We start from the raw sequence: 15,745 nt of genomic DNA, 5'->3' as shown, positions 1-15,745 counted from the left end.
GGTGGGTGTCCGGGTTTCCCCCCGTAAGTCTCCGGCCGCCGGGGCGGCGGCCACCGCCCCGGGGGGCGGGCCCCCCCCGGGCGGGGGGGGGGGGGGGGGGGCCGCGGGGCCGGGGGCGAAACCGGGCGGCCGGTCAGTGCAGGTGCCGGGCGAGGAAGAAGATCCCGAGGAGGACGGGACCGAAGATGCCGAGCAGATAGACGAAGCGCATGGCGAAGTTCTCCTTCAGCTGTTGTTGTTGGTGATCGATCCGCGCCAGCCGGCGGACTGGCGGCCGATGGTGGTGGTGTGGGTGCGGTGCACGAAGGCCAGGACGGTGCCGGTCGCGGTAGCTCCCTCGCCGCTGGCCGTCGCCGCGGGCGCGGCGCCGGAGGCCGCCTGGGTGGTGACGGAGCGGAGCTTGCCGAGCAGGCCGGCCACGCCGATCACAACCGCGCCAACGAGGACCGCGGCCCACTTCAGGAGCTCGCCGAGCTTGTCGGCGTGCGGGGCGACCTCGGCAACGGCGGCGCCGATCATCCACACCACCCCGCCGGCCGCCAGCGAGGCGATCGAGCCGTAGAGGACGTACTGGCGCACGGCCTGCGGCAGACCGGGGTCGGCGACCGGCGCGGCCGGGACGGCCAGTGCCGCGGGGGTCATCGCGTCGATGGCCTCGCGGTGGGCGGCGTTGCGCGCTTTGGCGTCGTCGAGGAAGGCCGTCACGTCGAGGACGGGTACGGCCGCGGCCTGGCCGTCGACGATCGCGGACACGAACTCGGTGGTGTCGCCGCTGTCTCGGCCGAGCGTCATGGCGACGATCCGGTCGCCCATCTGCACGGCCGTGTAGCCGGGCTCCACGAGGACGACCCGGTCCGCGTCGAGAAGGCGCACGTTCTCGGGGCTGCTGCTGGTGGACACGGAGGGCTCCTTCAGGGGCAGGTCAAAGGGGGGGTGAGGCGTCAGCGGGGCGGGGCCATCGGCCGCTGCGGTAAAGCGGTCGGCGGGCCCCACCCGCGACGGGGGTTCGGCCGGTCCGGACGTCCGGTCAGACCAGGTGGCCGGCCTCGAAGGCCGCCAGCACCGCGGCCGCCTCCTCCGATGCGAAGGTGCGGGTCTCGTTCCAGCAGCGCCCGCCGTACTCGGCCGGCTTGTACTCCAGCGACACCTCGACCTGTCCGTAGGCGCCCTCGGGGTCCTCCTCGCAGTCATCGAAGGCGAGCAACAGGTCGGCCAGCTGCTCCTGGGTGAGCTCGCGCCGCTCCTGGTGGTCGGCGACGTCGTCGGTGAGCGCGAGGGTGACCTCGGTCAGCTCCGTGACCGGGCTGTCGGTGTCGGTGTCCTGCACGGTGGCGGGATCGGGTCGCACGGGCGGCTCCAGTCCTCGGTGGCGGGCGGGTCGGGTGGAGTGCGGCAGGGCGGGGTTCACGCCCCGGGCACCGGCGGCCAGGCCCGGAACAGGACCGGCTCGCCGAACGGCAGCGCCAGCAGCCCCGTGCCGGGCAGGGCCCGGTCCTGGCCGCTGCTCCCGGCCGCGGCGAGGAGCTCGATCCGGCTGCCGCCGGCCAGAATCTGGCCCAGCAGGCCGGGCACCGCCGCGCCGGGGCGGTCCACCGAGCGCAGGCTCAGGCCGCCGCGACGCGCCCAGCGGGCGATGACCTCCAGCTCCCGCCCGATCCGCCGGTCCTGCTGGACCAGGTCGGCCAGGCCGACCACCGTGAGGGTGACCAGCGGGTGGCCGCCCGTCGGCCGGTATCCCTTGAGGGCGGGCTGCAGGAGGCCGCCGTGGACGCGGGAGAGGACCAGCTCGCGCGCCTCGGCCAGCAGCTCGACGGCGCGCTCCGCAGTGTCCGCGCACCGCAGCAGCGGGCGGTGCGCGGTGTGGAGGCCGCCCGGGTCCACCACCCACGGCTCGACCAGGGCGGCGGCCTCCTCGACGTCCCACAGCGTGCCGAGCAGCGTGCCGATCCCGCTGCCGGGAAGGCCGGTGATGGTGGCGGGGGTGGCGCCCTCGGAGCTGTACAGCTCCAGGACGGCGTCGCCGCCGTCCGGGTGGCGGCCGATCGCGACGGTGCCCGCGCCGGCGTCGAACAGGGTCTCGGTGCTCGGCCGGGCCGACGGGGACCGCCAGGCGGCGAGCCGGTCGGTGGTGAGCAGGTCGGCCAAGGGGTCGGTGTGCACGGGGTTGTCCTTCCGGGGATGGTGCAGGGCACGCCGGCCGGTGCCGGCGCGCCCTGCGCGGGGTGTTCGGTTGTCGGCGCCGGCCGGTTGGCCCGGGCCTTCGGTGGCAGGGGCGCTGGTCTCGGGACGCGCCCCGGGGTTGGTCGGGGGTGTGCCGGTCAGGCAGCCAGGTTGGTGAAGAAGCCGGTGACGGCGTGCAGGGCGTCGGCGATCGACGGCGCCATGGCGGTCTGGGCCAGGCAGAAGCCGAAGACGATGAAGACCAAGCCCTTCCAGTACGGGAGCTGGTGGCGCCAGAGCTGGTAGCCGGCGAGGGCACCGGTGACGGCGACGAGGGAGACGGAGACGATCACGGCTGGACTCCAGGAACGGAAGCGGGGGCGGGGTGGCAGGCGACGGGGGCGGGGCCGCGGGGTCGCGGCCCCGCCCCCGCGGGGGTCAGCGGCCGAGCTTGTGGAGCGCGGCCAGGGCCTCGTCGGGGGAGCGGACGTTGCTGCGCCCGGGGATCGCGCGCGCCTTGCCGCCGCCCTTGCCCCCCGTCTTGGCTCCGCTCTTGCGTGCGGGCTTGGGCTCGTCGTCGATCCAGGCGTCGTCCTCGTCCAGGTCGTCGTCGCCGAACTCGCCCGGGCGGGGCGGCTCGTTCCAGTCGAACCAGAGGTCGCGCTTTTCGAGTTCGGCGATCTCGTGGGGGGTGAGGCCGAAGACCTCGTCGGGGAACAGCGGGGCGATGGGCTCGTTGAAGTTCATGAAGAGGGTGCGCAGGACCTCCGGCTTGGAGCGCGGGACGATCCAGCCGACGCCGCCGGTGTTGTCGTCGCCGGGAGGCTCCGCCTCGCCGCTGAGGATCCGGTCGATCCGGCCCTCCGCCTCCGGGGAGAACGACCGCGGCAGCGGCTCCGGGATGTCGTCGGGCGCGACCCCGAGGGTCTTGAACATCTCCAGGACCTTCTTCGCGGCCACCTTGAGGACCACCGGGGCGGGAGAGTTCTCGCGGATGTTCTCCAGCAGCAGCTGCGTGAACCCGTCCTGGACGAAAACGCTCTGACCGGCGACGTGCTCGCCGATCCCGTACTTGCGGCCCTTCACCGTGCCGGACTCGGCCCGGTCCATGATCTCCGCGCCGTACTCCTCGTTCCTCGCCGCCGACAGGAACTCGTCCCAGAACACGGCGAGCGGCCGGTACGGGCAGCCGGGCTTCCCGGCCTCCCAGTCGTGGACCTTGCCGTCGGCCCACGGCATCGTGCCGCGGATCTCCATGAGCGCGTCGATGGCCCGCAGCGCGCGCACCATGTACAGCGCGCCGACGCCGTACCGGTTGACGTGCGCGCCCAGCGCGGCGGTCTTTTCATCCGGTGCCTCGGTGACCAGCCAGATGACGGCGCCCCAGTTGGCCTGCGCGCACACCGCCAGTGCCATCAGCTGGGTCTTGCCGCCGCCGGACGGGGCGACGTACAGGCCGTGGGCCGCACCGCGGTTGGTGTGCACCCGGTTGCGGGCCGGCTGACCGTTGGCCAGGACCCCGGTGGTGTACCAGCCGTTCTTGTCCGGGGTCAGCAGCTCGCGGGTGGCCGGGTAGAACTTGGCGAGCGGCGACTCGTCCCACACCGCCACCAGGACGTGCCGACCCTCGAACGTGACGAACACCCGGCCCTCCTCGTGCCGGGCTCCCAGTGCTCGGGCCAGCGCCACGCTGTCGACGCGCGGCTCGCCGGCGGAGTCGGGCAGCTGCGCCATCCAGTACGTGACGCCCCGATCGTCCTTGCGGACCTGGTTGGTGTACTTGGAGCCGGGGATCGCGTCCTCGCCGATCCCGTCCTCCCACCACTCGGCGACGGTGGGCTTGCTGCGGCGCCGGCGGCGCTCGTCGGGGATCACCTCGACCTCCTGCCAGCCGGGCCCGTCCTGACGGCCGGCCATCTGGGTGGTCGAGACGAACCTGACGTCGTCCTCGTGGACGCCGCAGGCGGCGGCGACGTCGGCCTCGCGCAGCCCGCTGATCGGGCGCCCCGGATCGTTGGCCCGCAGCAGCATGGTGAAGTCGTGGGGCTTGCCCGGGTGTGGTGTGGCCACCACCACGTGGGTCCGGGCCGGATCGCCGGCCCGCTTCCACAGCAGCCTCACGCCCTGGGTGAAGGGGTCCGCGCCGTCATCGGCGACCGGCTCCGGCACTACCTCCGGGGCCGCGGCGGTGAGCACCAGCGCCTCCGGGACGGCGGCCAGGACCTTGCGGCGGCGCCGGTGGCGGCCGGTGGTCCGGGCGATCGGCACGAACGCGCAGAACAGCCCCGCCCAGCCGCCGGCGATCGCGGCGTCCCATCCCCAGCCGGGGATGCGGCAGGAGGTGTAGTAGGCGGCACCGGCCAGGCTCAGCGGCGACAGCCTCACCAGCCATCGCCCCGCGCTGTCCTTCTCGGTGATGGCGACGACGATGCTGGCGCCGATGCCGATGCCGCCTGCGGAGGCGACGGTGGCCTCGATGGCGGGGTGGTCGGGCAGGTTCGCGGCCGCGCCGAGAAACGGAGCGGACGCCACGTACAGGAAGCGTTCCAGCTTGACGGCGAAGGCCACCGGGGGAAGTCCTTTCAAAGAGCAGGGTGGGCACGCCGTCGTCGGCGTGCCCACCCTCGGGGGGATGGGTGCGGTGCGCTACCGGGAGAAGAAGTCCGGCTTCGGGGTGCGGAACCGGCGGCCCTTGCGGACGCGGTGCAGGGCGCCGTAGAGCTTGGCGTGGGCACGGCGGACCGCGTAGGCGTCCTTCTCGGCCTTCTGCGCGGCGCGGAGCATCTTGCGCACGGCCTTGGCGGCCTCCATCTGGGCGGTCGCCACCTCATCGGTCATCCCGACGAATGTCTCGTCGAGCTCGGCGCGGGCGATGGCACCGGCCGCGCTGGAGGCCTCCTTGGCCGTGGCGCGGGCCCGGCGGTCCAGGCCCTCCAGGTTGTCGACGGCGGCGCCCATCGCCTCGATCACCACCGTCAGTTTGTGCTGGACGCCGTCGAAGCTGTGGTCGCCGTCGGCGAGGCCGCCCAGGACCTGCCGGCGCTTGCGGCGGCGACGGGCCCTGGGCTTCTTGCGGGGCGCGGGAGACGTCCCGGCGTCCTGGGGTCCGCCGCTGTCGGCGGGGGCGATGGCGCCGCCGGGGTCGGGGACGGCCGGCAGGCTGTCCGCCTGGTCGCTCATGGGTGCGGCTTCCTCTCTTCTCCTAGTCGTGGTGGACGGCGGCGGAGGCCATGTCCAGGCCCGTCTCGTCCATGGCGTCGCGGTCCTCGCCGTAGACCTTCGCGACCGCGTGGGCGGCCGCGGCGGACACCGTCGCGGCGGTCTCGGATTCCTTGGACAGGACCGTGGCCTCGTGCGCGGTGACGTCCGAGAGGTCGGCCAGGTCCGACAGCAGGCGGGTCACCCTGCGGTCGATGTTGTGGCTGCCGGTCAGGTCGCCGCTCATCTCCCGCAGCATCACCGCCAGGTCCTGCAGGTGCTGCACCGCCTGCATCACCATCTTGTAGTCCTGGTCCGAGTTCACCGCGATGTTGGTCATCAGGACGACGTACTCGTCGAGGGTGATGTCGGTGCGGTGCTGACGCGCCATCTGCTGGCGCCTGCGCCTGCGGGCCCGTCGCGTGCGGTCCGGCCGGACCACCAACGACTGCTCGGCGTCCGGCCCCAGCTGAGCCGCAGGCACCGGCGCGGCGGCCGACTCGGTGCTCGCCACGCTCACCCCCTCTTCCACGATCACCGCGTCGGTGATGCCAGCCTCGTCGAGGCCCGCGCCACCGGACGCCGGATTGGTCACGTCCGCGACGGACACGGGGCCCGGAGCGGGCACCGGCGCGACGGCCGGCTCGGTCTCTTCCACAATCACCGCGTCGGCGATGCCGCCCTTGTCCATGTCCGCGACGGGCCCGGGCGCCGGTGCGGGCGCCGCCGGCGGTTCGCCGGGCTCGGCCGGTTCGGCGTCCTCCACGATCACGCCATCGGGGATGCCGTCATCGTCAAGGCCCGCCCCGGCGGGACCCTGCTCGGCCCTGCCCGCGGCGACCGTCTCCGGCTCCGGATCGGGCTGCCGCACTCCCCCGCCGGGCGACTTGCCGTACACCTTCTCTTTCAAGAACGTGGCCCAGCCGTCACCGGTGGTCTCGCCCGGCGGCGGGACCTCTTCACCGGTGCCCGCTGCGCCGTCACGCCCGGGTCCGGGTTCCGCGTCGGGTCCGGGGCCATCGGCCGCGGGCCCTCCGGCGGTGTCCCCGTCCTTCGGGTCCTTCGTCACCTCGACCTTCAACGACGGGTCGTCGACCTTCAACGACGGGTCGTCCGGCGTCAACGACGCCTCATCGGGCTTCGGCGCCTCGGCGTCCGGCTTCAGCTCCGAGTCGCCGGCCTTCACGGCCTCCTCTTCGGGCTTCGACGTCCCGCCGTCGCCCTTCACCTCCTTGCCGTCGCCCTTCACCTCCTTGCCGTCGCCCTTCACCTCCTTGCCGTCGGCCTTCGACGCCTTGCCGTCCGGCTTCAGCTCCGGGCCGTCGCCCTTCACGGCCTCCTTGTCCGGCTTCGACGTCTCCTCGGCGGCCTTCGCCGCCGCCTTGTCGTCGTTCCCCTTGGCGTCGGAGGACTTCCGGCGCCCCCGGAGGCGCTCGGAGACGGCGCCGGCGAGCGTCCGGGGGGACTCGCCCTCGCCCTCGCTCGCGGCCCGGCGGCGCGCCTTCCGCTCCTCCCGGCCCTCGCGCCGGTCCCCGTACTTGTCGTCCCAGACCCGCTGTCGGTTCTGGCGCCGCTGGGCGCGGTCGGCGGTGCGGTCGCCCAGGTCGGCGGCCTGCCGGGCGGACTGCCGCTCCTGGCGGGCGCGGGAGCGCTCCGCGGCGGGGCTCGTGGCGGGCGAGCGGGTGCCGCCGTCCTTCGAACCGCCGCCGCTGCCGTCCCGGCCCCCTCCAGAGCCGTTCTGACGCCCGCCGGAGGTGCCGGGCGACTTCGAAGGCCTGTCGGATCCGCTGGAACCGCCAGAAGAGCCTCCAGGGCCCTTCTTGCCACCACCGGAGCCCGACCCCCGGTCGCCGCCACGGTCGTGGTGCCCGCCCTGCGGCCGGCCGGTGTCGCGCCCGCCGCCCTGGCTCCGGCTGGTCGGCCCGGGCCCCGGGCCGCTCGGGCTCCGGTTCGTCGAACCGCTGCCCGATCCCCCGGACCCTCCCGGACCCCGGCTCCCGGAGCCGCCGCCCGAACCGCCAGAGCCGCGCGGCCCGCTCTTGTGGGACCCCTTTCCCGGGTCCGAGCCGCCGATCCCGGAGGCCGCGCCCTTTCCCCGCGCCGCCGTCATCGCGGTGCGCGCGTCGACCTGGGCCTTCGCCAATTCGTTGTGCTGCGCCAGCAGCGACATTTCGCGCCCGGTCTGCGCGTTGAGGCGCGCGACCTTGTCAGCGATTTCCGCCTCCCGAAAGGGCGAATTCTCTTCCCTTTCGGCACGAGCGCTGTCGACCTTGAATTGGATCCAGTCGGCGACTACATCGGCGAGGGAACGGCGCTCGTAGTATTCGCCGGATTCCTCCTCCCCGGATTCCTCGTATTCCTCCACTTCGGGCTCGGCGGCCTGCCGGGAGGGAATTCCCTCGGACCGCGAATAGGCCGCCCGGGGCGGCTCGGGGATTACCGGGACGTCCGGCGTCAGGTCGGGGACCACCGGGAGCTCCGGCGCGGGGGCCTCCGGCTTCCGCGCGGTGTCCCCGTAGCGCGGAATCGGGGGTGCGGCGTACGGCTGGTCGCCGCCGCCCGGGAAGGTGATCACCCGCCCGTTGGAGTCGTCGGACACGCTCGCTCCCTTCGAGGGGACTTGACAGAGGGTGGGGTCCTCGTGCACGCGTGCACGCGGGCACGGGTGCACGCGTTATGCGCGCGCGAGGGCCCCGCCGGCACTGCGGCGGGGCCTTCGTGGTGACGCATGGTCACTGCGGGGGGATCTGAGCGGTGACGGTCGTCGCGTAGACCTGGAGGTCGTCCCACACCCTCGGGTCGCCGGCGGCCCGCCGCTGCATCGCGACCAGGACCAGCCGGAGGACGTTGGCCCAGCCGGCGAAGGTGTCCGGGTGGGTCTTGGCCTGCCGCGCCACCCATGCGCGGGTGACGCGGAGCCAGGATTCCGCTGCGCCCTTTTCGTCGCCACGCCGCTCGATCGCCTGGTTCTCGCCCTCGACGTAAAACCGGCGCTGGTTCTCCGCAGTTCGTTCGACGCGGGTCTGCGGCCGTGTCATGCCGACCGCCTGTCACGCAGATCGTGAATCGACCGGGGGTCATCACTGTAGCCGCTTTTCGCGGGCGGCGGAACCTGCCCGGCGGTCCTGTTGACCGGAATGGCCTGGGAAGGGCGGCGCTTGTTCGCCTTTTCCAGGGCCTTCGCGGACCGCAGGCCGGGAAGCGCGGCAACCTTTTCGTCGTGCTTGCGCCGCTGAAAGGCGACCTTTTCCGCAGCCGCGGCGGCGTTGTTCAGCGAATTGACGAGCGCTTTCAGCTGACGCTCGACGGGCAGCGCCCGGGCCCGGGCGTGGAAAAAGCGGTCGCCCTCGACGTGGGTTCCGCGCAGTTCGACCTGGGCCGCGTGGGCGAGCGCGGTGAGCGTCGCGGTGAGGCCCAGGAGGCGGTGCTGCACGTCGGCGAGGTACTTGGCGAACTCCTCCGGGTTGGCGGCCAGCGCCTTCATCGCCTCGCGGACCTGCGGCGGGCTGGAGTCGGGGTTCTCGATTCTGGTCATGATCTCTCCGGGGAAGCGGGTCGGCCTCGGCACTGCCGTGACCTGGGGTGGTGTTCGTCGACCCGGGCTCCGGCCGGTCGGCCGGGTCGTGGGTGGTGCTCGGCGCCGCAACGCCTTCGCCGGTCACCGGAGCGAGGGGATCGCCCCGGTGGCCGGCGGAGAGGCCGGGATCCGGTCGTACAGGGCCTCTCAGGCCTCCAGGGCCTCGTTGCCCGCCGGGCCCCGGTACGAGGCCCGGAACAGCCCGTACAGCTCGCTGTCGGGGTTCTCCAGGTGCTCCTTGGCGAGCACCCGACGGCTCGACGCAGTCCCGACGGAGCAGCCGAGTTCACGCATGATCACCTCGTTGGTGACCGTGCTCTCGTCCTCGGCGGACACGAGCAGGCCCATGACCCGGACCACGTCGAACTCGACCTTGTCCAGCCGCTCGCGAGCGGCGGCCTCGGCCACGCGCGCCCGGCCCTCGGTCGCGCGCCGCTCGGCTTCAACGGCACGTTCGGTGATTTCGGCGGTCCGGGCGCGCAGCTCCGCCGTTTCGGCGCGGGTTTCCTCCGCCAGACGCTCGTCTTCAGCGGCCTTGCGGTCGGCTTCAACGGCGGCCTGGCGGGCTTCAACGGCCTTGCGCTCTGCTTCAGCGGCGTCCAGCTCGTTCTGCTGGGCGGCCAGGAGCTCCTGCGAGTCGGTCAGCCGGCCCAGTGCCCCCATCCTGGCCGCGTGCTGGGCGGCTTCAAGCTGGACCTGCTGGTTCTGCCGGTCCGCCTCGGCCAGGAGGCGCTTCTCCTCCGTCTCGGCCTTGAGCTGCTGGTTCTTGCGGTCGAGGTCGGCCAGGAAGCGCCGGTTGGCGGTCTCGTCCTGGATGGCCTGGATCTCGGCCGCCGCCTCGTCCTGAACCCTCTGCAGCTCGGCCTGAAGACTGGCGGCCTGCCGCTGAAGCTCGACCGTCCGGAGTTGAAGCTCGTTGTCGATCTTGGCTTTGGTCTCGATCTCCGCCAGCTTCAGCTGGCCGTCCGCACGGATCCCGGCGGCCTCCGCTTCGAGGCGCTCCTCGCGGATTTGAAGGTCGGCGTGGATCTGTTGAACCTCGGCCGTCGCTCGTTGAAGGGCCGCCTCCCCGGTCCGGCGCGCGGCCTTCATCTCCTCCTCGAAGGGGATCGCCAGAGCCCGGTCGACGCTGTAGCCGGCGCTGGCCATCTTGAAGGGCAGCAGCTCGTCCGGCGTCGCCTTGGTCTTCCAGTCCTTGCCGTGCTTCTGCCGCAGACGCTCCTCGTACACCGCCAAGTCGTGGGCCATGGCCACGACTACGCCGTAGGGCTTGTTCCACAGCACCATGCGGCGCGAGTGGCCGGCGGTCTTGAAGGGCGAGAGGAGCCACCGGCTGAGCGGCGGCGCCCCGAGATCGGCCGCGCCGTGGAGCAGCTGGCTCCGGCGGCCGATGTAGTGGCGGGCCGCCTCCACGGCCGCGATGTAGAGGATGGGGATGATGCCGTGCATCGCGGCGGCGAGCGGGTCCTTGAGGATCGGGCCCGAGGCTGCGGCGTTGAAGGCGATGGTCGCCAGGGTCAGGCCCAGGGCGATCCAGCGCAGGAGCGGGAACCTGACCCGCTTGTGGACCAGGTAGAGGTCGATGGCCTGCAGGGCGATGATGCCCGCGTCGATGCCAATGGGGAACGCGTAGGAGAAGTCCCCGAAGCCCTTGTCCAGGGCGAGCTTGCGCAGGGTGCCGTAGGAGCCGGCGAACCCGATTCCGGCGACAACGCCGCCCATCACCACCGCGCCCGCCGCCAGGGCGGTCAGGAAGCCGTCACCGTCCTTCTCCTGCTGCCCGCCGTCGGGCTGCGCCTGGAGGTCGTGGTCGTAGATGCTGTCGGGTTCGTCGTCCGGCGGGGTGGGCGGCTGCTTGGTGGTCGGGGTCGGCTGGGTGGGCAGGAGGCTCGGGGGGTGGCCGTTCGCCTTCTGGATGGTGGGGACGGTCACGGCGCCGTCGGCTCCTTTCGGGGGGAAGCGAGGGAAGAGGTGGCGGGCACCGGGCGGGGTGCTCGCGGCGGGTTCGGGGGGCTGTCGGTGTCCAGCTGCCGGTCGATCCGGGCCAGCTGGGCCCACTGCTCGTCCAGGGCCTGTGACCTGGCGGCCAGCTGGGCCTCGGCGGCAAGGGCCTCGGTCTGGAGGGCCTCGGCGGTCCGGGCCTTGTCGGTCCCGGGGCGGTCGGGGAGGTAGACCGGCTCGAAGCCGACGTCCTCGATGTCCGCGGCCTCGGCCGGGCTGAGCTGGTCGCCCGGCTCGTAGACGTCGGGGTCGTGCCGGGTGCGCCGGGCCCTGGCCAGTTCCGCCGCGGCGATCAGCAGCAGCACGGACAGGAGCGCGAGCGCGGTCGGTGCGGGCGGAACGGGCATGAGCGCCTCCGCAGGTCGTGCTGGCCGGTCCTTCCGGCTCCCCGGTCCGCCCGACCGCACCTCGGGGGAGGCGGGCCGGGCGGACCGGGCAACCGGCGGACGGACCCGGCGCGCGGGACCGGAAGGTCCGCACGCCGGGATGTCGTCTCCGCCGGGAGGTCCGGCGGATCAGACCCGGTCGAGCGGCAGGACGCTGCGGGTGTTGCCGTGCTCGTCGGTGACGGTGTAGACGGCGGTGCCCGTGCTGCCCCCGCCGGTCTTCGGGGTGTCGCTGCCGCTCGGGGCGGCCACCGGGCCGCCCGTCACGATGGCGCCGGCGGCGTTGGCGCTGTTCTGGTTGTTCGTCATGATCTGCCTCCAGACGGAGGCCGGGACGGTCCCGGCGCTCCCCATCGCCCAGGGGCCGCCGCGAGGCGGACTCCCTGGGATCAGGGCAACAACGGGGTGCGGGGTCAGGCCCTGGTGGACGGGGCGCAGCTGAGGATGTCGACCGCGGTGGTCACGGCGTCGGCCCAGCGCTCCAGGACCTTGACGGCGCGCGTCGCGGTGCGGGCGTCGAAGGTGTTGGTCAGGGGCTCCAGGAGGGCGCCCGCCGTACGGACGGTCTCCACCGGGTAGTTGAACGGCGCCTCGGTCAGCAACACCAGGAGCGCGCGGATCCCGGTGTCGATCCGCCCGACCTGCCAGCGGACCCGCTTCTCGTCGGCGTTGTCGGGCGCGCTGCGCAGCGTCGTCGCGGTGCGCAGCCGGCTCATCTCGGCGAGGGTGAGGGCGAGCTCGGCCAGGCTGAGGCGGGCGTAGGCCTCGTCGTTCCGCTGACGCAGGCGGGCGACCTCGCCGGCGGTGAAGCCGCCCAGGCGCTCGCGGATCGTCTGGTCGATCGCGCGCTCGGCGGTGGCGCGGGCGAGTCGGACGGTGTGCCAGTCCGACCTGTTGTCGGCGCTGTCCAGCCACTGGCCGAGTCGGCGCAGGTCGCTGAGCGGGTCGTCGGCGTCCTGGTGGTCGTTGAGCCACTGGGGATGGGCCATGGTCTGGTGTTCCTCTCGGTGTCGGTGGTCGGACGGTCGGTCAGGCGGTGCGGGCTCGGTTGCGGGCCGCGCGGCTCTTCAGCGCGCGCCGCTCGTCCTCGCTCATGCCGCCCCAGACGCCGCCGTCCTGACCGGTCTCCAGCGCCCACCGCTGGCAGGTCTCCATCACCGGGCAGCGGCGGCACACCGCCTTCGCCTCCTCGATCTGCAGGAGGGCCGGGCCGACGTTTCCGACCGGGAAGAACAGCTCCGGGTCCTCTTCGCGGCACACGGCGCGGTCGCGCCACTGGCGGCCGCTCTCGCGGGCTTTGAGCGTCATCACTTGCTGTCCTCCTTCTTGCTGGACTTGCTGTCCTTCACGGGGCCGGTGCCGTTGGCGTAGGCGCGGAGGGTGTACATCGGGTCCTCCTTCAAGGACGGTTGGTGCTGGGGTGGGGGTCAGTTCGCGGGCCGGGCGGCGCCGGTCAGGCGGCGGCCTGGTGGTCGGTGCGGGCAGGCCGCTGCCGGCGGACCGGCGGCCAGGGGTGGAGCGGGGTGGTCCTGGCCGGCGTGCGCGCGGGCGGCTGGACGGGGCCGTCCGGGGTGTTGCCGTCCGGGTAGCGGCCCGAGCGGCAGACGAAGCGGGAGTCGGTGCGGCGCTCCTGGAACGGCGAGAACCGCGCGACCAGCTCGTTCTCGGTGGCGGTGCGCCACTGGGGGTCGACGCCGCCGTCGCCCTTGTTCGTGGGCTTCTTGGTGCCGAGCTTGGGGCTGGGGGCCTTGGTGGCCACGGAGCCTCCTGGGTGTGTGGTGGAGGGGACCGGGTCGGTCCCGGAACTCCCCATCACTCCCGGCCTCGGCCGCCCGGCGCTGGTGCGCGGGGCGTGAGGTTTACAGCCCGAAGGCCGTCGTCCCTCCAGCGCCGCCGTGCTGGCGCGGGGGCCGGATGACCGGGAGGTCAGGGCAGCCACGGGGCTGCTCGGTGTGCGTCCCGCCGCCGCGCGGTCGCAGCGGCTGGACGCGCCCGCCGGAAGGGCGGGACTGGCCGGCCTGTCGGGGCCGGCGACCGGGTGACGATCTCTCTGTCTCTCACCTGGAACAGGGCGACATCGCGCGGGGCGGGTGGCACGCCGTAGGGCGTGTTCTCCAGAGCCGGGCCGCTTGGCAGATGCGGGCAGAACCGGATGGTCCGGTCTTGTGTCGCCGACGGCAGTCCCTGCCGTCCGGGGAGACGATCTGTCTCATCTCGTCTTCACGTTCAGGACCCGCTGGTCCCCCGCGCCCGAGGGCGCCGTGCCTGCCAGCACGAAGGGGGAGCAGCTGCGGTGCTGCCGGGCGCGGTTCTACTCCCCGGAGGGGGCAATCCACGCCAGGCTGCGGCCTCCGCTTACGCGGCGGTCCTGCAATGCACATGACACGCTATGGAGTTCTCAAGTGACGGGCGCTCACGGATGAATCCCTTTCGAGGAAGCCTCCGGGCGCTCGGTAGACCTACGGCAAGCCATCACGTAATCACGGAGAGTGATCGTCGATGGTGGAGCGGAGTCCTAGCCAGGTCCCCAACCCCCGCGCCCGCCAGGCGGGTTGTTCGCGGGGCATGGGCAGTTGCTAGAGCTGCTGCTCGGGAGGGATGTCAGACCTGGCGGGGCTCAGCGGGCGGCACCGTGGTGCCCCGCCCCCGAGAAGCCCTGTCGGCCTTGCCGCACGCCGGGACTTCCCTGTCGGCCCCAACCCGGTTGGCCGAGACGTCGTGCCGGATGACCGAGCCGTTCTCGATCCGCCCGAAGGCGAGGAAGCGCTTGTCACCCATCACCGACCACCCGTCCCGGTGGCCGCCTCGGCGACCCGGTCCGCGTGGGCCCGGCAGGTCTTGGCGAACTGGGCGGCCGTCTGGGCGGGGATCGGCGGCGTCGGCACCGGCCGGCCCCCGCTCTTCTGCGCCTGCGGGCTGGCCTGCGCGCTCATGCCGCCACCTGCCCGTCGGCCTCGACCCGCACGGTCACGGCGAGCCGGCCCGTGCGGGTGGTCTTGGTGACGGTGGTGATGTCGCCCTCGGTGCGGATGTCCTCGGCCTCAAGGGCGCAGACGATGGACCCGTAGCACTCCAGGGTGACGGTCCCGAGGTCGAGGGTGCCGACGGCACCGGCCAGAACGGCGCGGTCCAGGAGCTCGACGATGTCGAAGTGGCGGACCTCGGCGAGCTCCTCCGGGGACAGGTCGTCCGGGCAGGCCTGCGGCTCCGCGGGAGCGGCCGGCGCGGTGCGGAGGTTCAGCACCGGCGCGACGGCCAGGGGGGTGTTCGTGGGGTCGGTGTGACCGGGCGAGCCGGCCTGCGGGAAGATGCTCATGGTGATCTGCTCCCTCAGTGACGTTGAGGTCGAGGTGATCGCCAGGAGCAGTAGGCGTACTGCTCCAGCAGCGGGTCCAGGACAGCGAATCCTGGGCCCGCTGTGCCGTTTCCGGGGTGCGAATCCCGGGCCCGACACAGCGATCTGGGGCTGCCACCTGCGGCGATCGGCTTGCGAGGCCGTTCCGCTTGGCGACGAGACAACTCTGACACATCAGCCCGACGCAGTCAAGGCTATGCCGACACAGGTCGACCTTTGCCGATTCAAAGTCGACTTGGAACAACTGATGCCGACATTGACCGTCGTATGGTTGACTATCCCGTAACACTTGGACCGTCACCATCAAGCGAAGAAGGGGGGAGCCGGAGTGGCCAGTAAGTGGGAGCGGCTCGCCGACGACCTTGCCCGGGCCTGCGCCGACCTGCCGGCTGGCGCCGTGCTCCCGAGCACCAAGCAGCTGATCGCCGAAGGGCGCGGATCGAGGACCACCGTCGGAGAGGCATTCAACGAGCTGACCCGGCGCGGCCTCGTGCGAGGAGTGCCTGGCAAGGGCTACGTAGTACTTCCGGTTCTCCGGCGTTCGATGATCCACCTGGTACGACAGGGCCGCACCGACCTCGGCCCCTTTGGCCTGGTAGGCGATGGCCGCCTTGTGCTGGTCGATCAGAACCTCGGTGAGCCGCTGGCGAGCATCGCCATCAAGCTGGCGCTGCCCGAAGATGCGCTCCAAGTGGTGGAGCAGGTGCATCATGTCGTCCGTGCTGAGAACGGTGCCGAGGACCTGCCGATCCTGATCCACCGCGGCTGGTACCCATCCTCTGTCCTTCGTGCCGCTGGTCTCGAAGCCAGCGCTTCGGAGGAGTCCCTGGACGTCCTCCTCGCAGCCGCCAACGCACTCAAGGCCAACGATCGAATCCACTACCGCCTGGCCACCGAGGCAGAAGCCGACGCTCTGGGGCTGCCCCCCATGCAGATGGTCGTCCAGATCGAGCGGCTTCTGGTCAACGAGGCCGACGAACCTCAGGCCTTGACCCGGCTGGTGGCAGCCGCAGAGCGCCTTGACATCAGCTACTCCGCCCCCATGGCGTCGGACAACGGCTAGCACAG

The 15,745-nt window shown here is 72.7% G+C and carries 18 protein-coding genes; 1 reads left to right on the top strand and 17 read right to left on the bottom strand.

Features of this window, described 5'->3' with window-relative positions; all coding sequences use genetic code 11:
- Positions 1-225: 225 nt before the first annotated feature.
- From ABT093_RS36930 to ABT093_RS36850, 17 genes are all read right to left on the bottom strand, one after another.
- On the bottom strand, positions 226-900 hold the full coding sequence (locus tag ABT093_RS36930) for a hypothetical protein (RefSeq protein WP_350571778.1): 675 nt from the start codon (positions 898-900) through the stop codon (positions 226-228).
- A gap of 127 nt (positions 901-1,027) precedes the next feature.
- On the bottom strand, positions 1,028-1,348 hold the full coding sequence (locus ABT093_RS36925; protein WP_350571776.1) for a hypothetical protein: 321 nt from the start codon (positions 1,346-1,348) through the stop codon (positions 1,028-1,030).
- A gap of 56 nt (positions 1,349-1,404) precedes the next feature.
- Complete coding sequence (locus tag ABT093_RS36920; RefSeq protein WP_350571774.1) at positions 1,405-2,160, bottom strand: hypothetical protein; 756 nt, start codon at positions 2,158-2,160, stop codon at positions 1,405-1,407.
- A gap of 158 nt (positions 2,161-2,318) precedes the next feature.
- Positions 2,319-2,513 carry a hypothetical protein gene (locus ABT093_RS36915; RefSeq protein ID WP_350571772.1) on the bottom strand — a complete coding sequence of 65 codons (195 nt, stop codon included), beginning with the start codon at positions 2,511-2,513 and terminating at the stop codon, positions 2,319-2,321.
- 85 nt (positions 2,514-2,598) lie between these two features.
- Positions 2,599-4,728 carry a chromosome segregation protein ParM gene (locus ABT093_RS36910; RefSeq protein WP_350571770.1) on the bottom strand — a complete coding sequence of 710 codons (2,130 nt, stop codon included), beginning with the start codon at positions 4,726-4,728 and terminating at the stop codon, positions 2,599-2,601.
- 78 nt (positions 4,729-4,806) lie between these two features.
- Positions 4,807-5,340 carry a conjugal transfer protein TraB gene (locus ABT093_RS36905; RefSeq protein ID WP_350571768.1) on the bottom strand — a complete coding sequence of 178 codons (534 nt, stop codon included), beginning with the start codon at positions 5,338-5,340 and terminating at the stop codon, positions 4,807-4,809.
- A gap of 22 nt (positions 5,341-5,362) precedes the next feature.
- Entirely contained in the window at positions 5,363-7,957 is a 2,595-nt protein-coding gene (locus ABT093_RS36900; RefSeq protein ID WP_350571766.1) for a hypothetical protein, read from the bottom strand.
- A gap of 133 nt (positions 7,958-8,090) precedes the next feature.
- The gene (locus tag ABT093_RS36895; RefSeq protein ID WP_350571765.1) at positions 8,091-8,396 is read right to left on the bottom strand and encodes a hypothetical protein; all 306 of its coding nucleotides are present in this window, start codon (positions 8,394-8,396) and stop codon (positions 8,091-8,093) included.
- The gene (locus tag ABT093_RS36890) at positions 8,393-8,893 is read right to left on the bottom strand and encodes a hypothetical protein (RefSeq protein ID WP_350571763.1); all 501 of its coding nucleotides are present in this window, start codon (positions 8,891-8,893) and stop codon (positions 8,393-8,395) included. The genes ABT093_RS36895 and ABT093_RS36890 overlap by 4 nt, the downstream gene beginning before the upstream one ends.
- Before the next feature lie 189 nt (positions 8,894-9,082).
- On the bottom strand, positions 9,083-10,867 hold the full coding sequence (locus ABT093_RS36885) for a DUF2637 domain-containing protein (protein WP_350571761.1): 1,785 nt from the start codon (positions 10,865-10,867) through the stop codon (positions 9,083-9,085).
- Positions 10,864-11,283, bottom strand: a complete 420-nt coding sequence (locus ABT093_RS36880) for a hypothetical protein (protein WP_350571759.1) — start codon at positions 11,281-11,283, stop codon at positions 10,864-10,866. Before ABT093_RS36880 ends, ABT093_RS36885 begins: the two co-directional genes overlap by 4 nt.
- A 168-nt stretch (positions 11,284-11,451) precedes the next feature.
- Positions 11,452-11,631, bottom strand: a complete 180-nt coding sequence (locus ABT093_RS36875; protein ID WP_350571757.1) for a hypothetical protein — start codon at positions 11,629-11,631, stop codon at positions 11,452-11,454.
- Positions 11,632-11,735: 104 nt separating this feature from the next.
- On the bottom strand, positions 11,736-12,311 hold the full coding sequence (locus ABT093_RS36870) for a hypothetical protein (protein WP_350571756.1): 576 nt from the start codon (positions 12,309-12,311) through the stop codon (positions 11,736-11,738).
- 40 nt (positions 12,312-12,351) lie between these two features.
- Positions 12,352-12,630 (bottom strand): WhiB family transcriptional regulator, encoded by a 279-nt coding sequence (locus ABT093_RS36865; protein WP_350571754.1) that lies wholly within the window; start codon positions 12,628-12,630, stop codon positions 12,352-12,354.
- Positions 12,631-12,775: 145 nt separating this feature from the next.
- Positions 12,776-13,081: a hypothetical protein gene (locus ABT093_RS36860; RefSeq protein WP_350571753.1), complete on the bottom strand. Its 306-nt coding sequence runs from the start codon at positions 13,079-13,081 to the stop codon at positions 12,776-12,778.
- 1,018 nt (positions 13,082-14,099) lie between these two features.
- Positions 14,100-14,255 carry a hypothetical protein gene (locus tag ABT093_RS36855; protein ID WP_350571751.1) on the bottom strand — a complete coding sequence of 52 codons (156 nt, stop codon included), beginning with the start codon at positions 14,253-14,255 and terminating at the stop codon, positions 14,100-14,102.
- Positions 14,252-14,638, bottom strand: a complete 387-nt coding sequence (locus ABT093_RS36850; RefSeq protein ID WP_350571749.1) for a hypothetical protein — start codon at positions 14,636-14,638, stop codon at positions 14,252-14,254. Before ABT093_RS36850 ends, ABT093_RS36855 begins: the two co-directional genes overlap by 4 nt.
- 367 nt (positions 14,639-15,005) lie before the next feature.
- On the opposite strand from ABT093_RS36850, the gene ABT093_RS36845 reads away from it, so the two are divergent.
- Positions 15,006-15,740, top strand: a complete 735-nt coding sequence (locus tag ABT093_RS36845; protein ID WP_350571748.1) for a UTRA domain-containing protein — start codon at positions 15,006-15,008, stop codon at positions 15,738-15,740.
- The last annotated feature ends 5 nt before the right edge of the window (positions 15,741-15,745 follow it).

The organism is Kitasatospora sp. NPDC002551 (genome assembly GCF_040296005.1).
In the GTDB taxonomy this organism is placed as follows: domain Bacteria; phylum Actinomycetota; class Actinomycetes; order Streptomycetales; family Streptomycetaceae; genus Kitasatospora.
Note: the sequence above shows the minus strand (reverse complement) of the source record. Positions and strands in the feature narration are given on the sequence as shown.

Coding starts and splice junctions, on each gene's coding strand:
- ABT093_RS36855 (WP_350571751.1), bottom strand. CDS start 14,255: ATGAGCGCGCAGGCCAGCCCGCAGGCGCAGAAGAGCGGGGGCCGGCCG.
- ABT093_RS36880 (WP_350571759.1), bottom strand. CDS start 11,283: ATGCCCGTTCCGCCCGCACCGACCGCGCTCGCGCTCCTGTCCGTGCTG.
- ABT093_RS36870 (WP_350571756.1), bottom strand. CDS start 12,311: ATGGCCCATCCCCAGTGGCTCAACGACCACCAGGACGCCGACGACCCG.
- ABT093_RS36890 (WP_350571763.1), bottom strand. CDS start 8,893: ATGACCAGAATCGAGAACCCCGACTCCAGCCCGCCGCAGGTCCGCGAG.
- ABT093_RS36905 (WP_350571768.1), bottom strand. CDS start 5,340: ATGAGCGACCAGGCGGACAGCCTGCCGGCCGTCCCCGACCCCGGCGGC.
- ABT093_RS36850 (WP_350571749.1), bottom strand. CDS start 14,638: ATGAGCATCTTCCCGCAGGCCGGCTCGCCCGGTCACACCGACCCCACG.
- ABT093_RS36875 (WP_350571757.1), bottom strand. CDS start 11,631: ATGACGAACAACCAGAACAGCGCCAACGCCGCCGGCGCCATCGTGACG.
- ABT093_RS36865 (WP_350571754.1), bottom strand. CDS start 12,630: ATGACGCTCAAAGCCCGCGAGAGCGGCCGCCAGTGGCGCGACCGCGCC.
- ABT093_RS36895 (WP_350571765.1), bottom strand. CDS start 8,396: ATGACACGGCCGCAGACCCGCGTCGAACGAACTGCGGAGAACCAGCGC.